Source organism: Ruegeria sp. AL2 (assembly GCF_056540845.1).
Genome location: NZ_JBQFXM010000049.1, coordinates 1 through 5,091, shown reverse-complemented (window position 1 = coordinate 5,091; position 5,091 = coordinate 1). Strand labels below are relative to the sequence as shown.

The following is a 5,091-nucleotide window of genomic DNA, read 5'->3' as shown; positions in this document are numbered from 1 at the left end:
GCGACGCATTGAATTTGAAAGGCATCACAGCATCCCGCAGTCAAATCAAAGGACCAGCTACGCATCGGAAACGATTTGTGCAACACGCTCGCTTCGATTGGGTATTCGTACCTGTTTCCCTGGTCAACTGAACGAGGAGATCCCGCAGGATACACAGCAAAAGTCAGTTATTCGGCAGCGTCCACGCGAACCGTCCTGATGCCCGGATCGACGCGGCTGTAGGCAGCCAACAGTCGCGCTGTCCACTTTTGCGAAATATAGTCGGCCATGAAGCGTGACGGCGCGACAAGAACAACGCGCCCCCCTGCCCTTTCTGCTTCGGACAGATGTTGAAACCAGCTGGCCCATAGTTCTGGATCGCGCCCGTGAAGAATCGCCTGAACCTGAGACCACACATCCCCTTCGGTGCTTTCCGGGGTATTTGGTTTGGTCGCGAAAGGAATAACATTCGTTTCAGGTTCTGGCACGTCGGTCATCCGGGCTTGAAAGTCTGTTCCGATAACAGGCCAAACCTCTTCGGTGTCTATCAGGATTTGTTTCAGGTCAATCTCGTACACAGCAACACGACCCCGCGCAGCAGGCCGTTTTACCGTTATCCAACCTAATGCGCGAAATCTGGACATTTCGCGCTTTACTGTTCTTTCGTTCACTGTCCACAGGCGCGCAATTTCTTCCCGCCCAATGGATAATTCGTTGTTACGCCAGTTATATCGGGTTGTAATCAACGCAATGATACGCAGAATACTTCGTTGCCGGTGCTTGTCGCCTGACAGCGCATGAACGGTCAGTGCGGACAGTATATCGTATTTTAAAGCCGGCGCATTTCGCCCGACCGGTTTCGCAAGCTGCATACCCGTTCTCACCGCTCTGTCTGCCTCAGGCGGGTGTGTCCCGCCAATCTCGCGCCGTTTGCCAACGCTTTTCACCATCTTGGGATAATTAGCGTCCAAAGCTTCGATTCTGTCAAGAAGAGACTGGAACTTCGCCTGATCTTGTGCGGATCAATCTCAAAAAACTAAAAGAAATTTGGTGAAGTATTGGTGATGGGGGCCATTCTGGGTGTCCCCCTATCGGCTCTTTATGTCCCCCTATATGTAGCATTTCTTGCCAGAATGCCCCCCTATATACTGGTCGCCGGGGGCCTTCCGGGCCTTATGGTATTCACAGGGTCCGCCGAATCGCTTCGTAGGGTTTAAGGCCTTGTTTTCTTACCCACGGGTAAGAGCGCACCCTCATCATAATTTCTTTTGCGTAAAGTGCAAATCAGGCGTAAATAGGAAACGAGCAGAAATTTACGTTCCAAACTACGAGACCTGAGGCATGTACACGCACGAAGACCTGAACGCATTGCGCAATCAGTCCCTCAAATTGCAGGGCTGGATTCGCCAGCAGACCTTTAGCCCTGAGATGGAGAAAACGCTCCGCCGGTTTTCCAGCTGGGAGGTGTCCGAACTGATCTTCCGGGTTAACCAGTCGACCTTTCGCGGAAAGCTTGCAGCCGATCCTTCCCTGCCTGGCGGAGAAGTTGAGCCCGACGGGCGTCAGCGCTGGTTTAGCCTGGAAGAGGTGAATGAGCTGCGTCGACGGCTCAAGATTAATCGCAAGTCCCTGATGCCCCCTCGCCCTGAAGGCAGGCGCGCCATTCGTGCTGCTGTCGCAAACTTTAAGGGAGGCGCGGGAAAGTCGACTGTGGCGCTGCACCTCGCCCATGCGGCCGCCCTGGACGGGTATAGGGTCCTCGTGGTGGATTTCGACCCTCAGGCAACATTGAGCCATTCGATGGGCCTGACGGATGTGGCCGAAGACTACACGGTTTGGGGGATCATGGCGCGCGACCTCATTCGTGAGACAGAGCGCATGAATAACCGCCCCGCCGCTGCGGAATCGGGAACCACCCTGCCCCGCCGGGAGTTGCCGCCCGCGATAACGGACATGGGCCTTGGTGATCTGCGAATTGGTGATTTCATCAAGAAGACCTCTTGGTCGACGATCGATGCGATACCTTCCTGTGCGAACGCAGCCTTTGTTGAATTTGCGTCGGCCCAGTACCGGCACCTGAATCCCGAATGGTCCTTCTTTGCGTCGGTTTCCCGGTATCTGGATCAGATTCCTGATGATGCTTATGACCTCATTCTGTTCGATTGTCCGCCCGCAATCGGATACCAGTCTATGAATGCGGTCTTTGCCGCTGACATGCTTTATATCCCTTCTGGGCCCGGATATTGGGAGTATGACTCGACCACATCGTTCATCGGCCAGTTGGCAGAAGCGTTGGAAGATCTGGCTTATGGGTTCGACAAGACCTTACCCACGGGTAAGATTGGATTGCCCAAAACCTTCTGTGAGTTGCGGTTCCTGTTGACGCGGTATGAACCGGGCAATGCGCTCCATCTGGCGATGTTTGATGCCTTTAAGAAGGTCTTTGGCGAACATGTCGCTCAGCACCCGGTGGAAATGACCCGTGCGGTGGAGCAGTCGGGACGTTTTCTGAGTTCGGTTTACGAAATGGACTACCGCGAGATGACCCGCGAAACCTGGCGGCGTGCCCGCTCGACTTTTGACAATGTGTATGAGGAATTCCGGGGCGTAATGTTATCGGCCTGGGACAAGGTGGAGGATGACGCATGAGCCGCAAGCGGAGAATGTTCGATATTGACCTACCGGCTATGGATGACATTCCTGTTGGTAAAGTACCGGACAAAGTTTTTGACAAACGACGCGGTCCAATGGCCGCGGCAATTTCGGAAAATGCCGACGCTTTACGTGATCAGCAATCGACGGAACAATCCATCCGCGCCGAAAACGACCGTCTTGCACATGAACTGGTTCGGCTGAGAGCCGAAGGTTTGGTGACAGAACGGGTGTTGCTGAATGACGTTGTCACAGAAAAACTGACGCGAGATCGCAAACCAGGTCCTGATCCGGAACTGGATGAACTCAAAGATTCGATCCGGGACATCGGCTTGTCCAACCCGATCCGTCTGGAACGCAGGTCGGACGGGCTGTATGAATTGATCCAGGGCATGCGCCGTTTGTCCGCCTATCGTGCTTTGTACGATGAGACCGGGGACGAAACCTACGCCAGAATTCCAGCGGGGATTTCTGACGCGGGTGATCTGGACAACAGTTACCGGCGCATGGTTGACGAGAACCTGATCCGAAAGGATATCTCATTTGCGGAAATGGGCGCCCTCGCCCGTGCATATTCCGAAGACCCAGCGAATGACTGTCCGGATGTCGACAAAGCGGTTTCCACGCTGTTTAAGTCTGCCAGCTATACTAAGCGTAGCTATATCCGGTCTTTCGCCAGTTTGTTGCTGATGCTGGACAAAGTTCTGATCCACCCGAACGACATTCCGCGAAACGTGGGCGTTGAGCTAAAGCGCAAGTTCGACGCGACGCCGGGTCTGGTTCGCCAAGTGAGCGAGGCACTGAAGAGCGAGCCTGATCGGGATGGTACGCGCGAGGTTGCAATTCTCAGGTCATTTCTGGCCGAGCCAGAAGCAATGTCTTCAAGCAAGTCGGATGCAGTCAGCGCAGGTAAACCGCGCCGTGCGAAAACGACATTTCAGGTCTCGGGTAGGGCTGGGATCGCAAAATGCGCTGCCTCAAGTGGACGGATCGAGATCCGGTATGATCTGGATTTCACACGCGTTGATCGAAGCAAGCTGGAAGCGGCGATTGCCGCGCTGATCGATGCGCTTCCCGAAGAAGACGACCTTACCCACGGGTAAGATCATGGGCCAGCAAAGCGGGAAAAGGCGTCGGAAAAGTTCCGGCGCCTTTTTTTTGGCGCGCTGGGGCAGGGGGCTTGTTGGCATCGTCGGATACATCGCCTGTCCAAGCTGAACCGGACGTCACGGGCACTGAAGCGAACAAAGCAACCGACATGTTAAGACTTGTTCTTAAGTCGAGTTCGAGATTTCCCAAGATATCGAAATTTTGCAAAAGGAGTTTTATAGCATTTACGGCCGTCCAGTCGGAAACTAGAGGTGGCGCGGAGGCGTCGCGCTTTCACCGCTGACCAGCAGAACGCAACCCTTGAAACACAGTACAAGCATCAAAACAGGGTTTGCAGCTGTTCATATTTCAGGCGCAAATTACACTATATATAGGTATCAGGTACAGTTCTTTTACAAAATATGCTAAGACCCTTGGCTTAGCGGACTGAACAGAAGTTGCTTATCCAAAGTGCTGCGGAACGGACTTTGTTCGTGGTTCTGAGGCAACTAAATGCGTCCCACGACATCAGTTCTGACCAAATGACCACCGGCACCTTCGGGTGCCAGCTTTACCACGGTAACAGCTGAAAAATCTTAGGAAGCAAGGCTAAGGAGAAGGGGAGGGGGGGCTTGATCTGAGCAGATAACACGCCTCATCTTTTTTCTTGAGGCGTTTGTATAATTATAGGAATGTATTCGAAAAAATCGAAAGCAGAACAGAGGAGTAGGCGTCAAATGGCCGGGAAGTTCGAAATATACAAAGACAAGGCCGGGGAATTTCGGTTTCGTCTGAAAGCCGGGAATGGTGAAATCATTCTGGCCAGTGAAGGATATGTTCAAAAGGCAAGTGCCACGAACGGGATCGAGTCAGTCAAGAAGAACGCACCGGATGACGAGCGGTATGAACGCAAGGAAACCAAGTCCGGCGGTCACATGTTCAATTTGAAGGCCAGCAACGGGCAGGTCATCGGCACCAGCGAGAGCTATACCAGCGCTTCTGGGCGGGATAACGGGATCGAGTCGGTCAAGCGGAACGCACCGGACGCACGTGTCGACGACCTGACCTAACTTGGCGCGGTAACGCCCTGCCACTCCTATAGGTGCAAACTGCGACGCCGGGATGCGTGGACGCATCTCGGGTAACTCGACTTCGCCACCGAGGCCGTTTGCCCGGGATTGCCGTTACCTACGCGAGTTCAGTCAAGGAATCCGCACCTGCCCTTGTATCCGAAGTCTTTAGGGTCGCAGAAAATACCCCGACTGAGCCGGGGTCTTTTAGAGCGTGTTGCACAAATCGTTTCCGATGCGTAGCTGGTCCTTTGATTTGACTGCGGGATGCTGTGATGCCTTTCAAATTCAATGCGTCGCG

At 53.7% G+C, this 5,091-nt stretch carries 4 protein-coding genes; 3 read left to right on the top strand and 1 reads right to left on the bottom strand.

Annotation, left to right across the window (positions count from 1 at the left end):
• Positions 1-167 precede the first annotated feature (167 nt).
• Complete coding sequence (locus tag ACR0ID_RS20200; protein ID WP_480608352.1) at positions 168-851, bottom strand: DnaA N-terminal domain-containing protein; 684 nt, start codon at positions 849-851, stop codon at positions 168-170.
• A 469-nt stretch (positions 852-1,320) separates the two neighbouring features.
• Between ACR0ID_RS20200 and ACR0ID_RS20195 the strand changes: the two genes are divergently transcribed.
• From ACR0ID_RS20195 to ACR0ID_RS20185, 3 genes are all read left to right on the top strand, one after another.
• Entirely contained in the window at positions 1,321-2,628 is a 1,308-nt protein-coding gene (locus ACR0ID_RS20195; RefSeq protein ID WP_480608350.1) for an AAA family ATPase, read from the top strand.
• Positions 2,625-3,734 carry a ParB/RepB/Spo0J family partition protein gene (locus tag ACR0ID_RS20190; protein ID WP_480608347.1) on the top strand — a complete coding sequence of 370 codons (1,110 nt, stop codon included), beginning with the start codon at positions 2,625-2,627 and terminating at the stop codon, positions 3,732-3,734. The genes ACR0ID_RS20195 and ACR0ID_RS20190 overlap by 4 nt, the downstream gene beginning before the upstream one ends.
• A 723-nt stretch (positions 3,735-4,457) precedes the next feature.
• Positions 4,458-4,790: a YegP family protein gene (locus ACR0ID_RS20185; RefSeq protein WP_480478062.1), complete on the top strand. Its 333-nt coding sequence runs from the start codon at positions 4,458-4,460 to the stop codon at positions 4,788-4,790.
• The last annotated feature ends 301 nt before the right edge of the window (positions 4,791-5,091 follow it).

What these genes read in the sequence shown, in the direction of transcription:
- ACR0ID_RS20195 (WP_480608350.1), top strand. Translation starts at nt 1,321, where the DNA reads ATGTACACGCACGAAGACCTGAACGCATTGCGCAATCAGTCCCTCAAA.
- ACR0ID_RS20185 (WP_480478062.1), top strand. Translation starts at nt 4,458, where the DNA reads ATGGCCGGGAAGTTCGAAATATACAAAGACAAGGCCGGGGAATTTCGG.
- ACR0ID_RS20200 (WP_480608352.1), bottom strand. Translation starts at nt 851, where the DNA reads ATGCAGCTTGCGAAACCGGTCGGGCGAAATGCGCCGGCTTTAAAATAC.
- ACR0ID_RS20190 (WP_480608347.1), top strand. Translation starts at nt 2,625, where the DNA reads ATGAGCCGCAAGCGGAGAATGTTCGATATTGACCTACCGGCTATGGAT.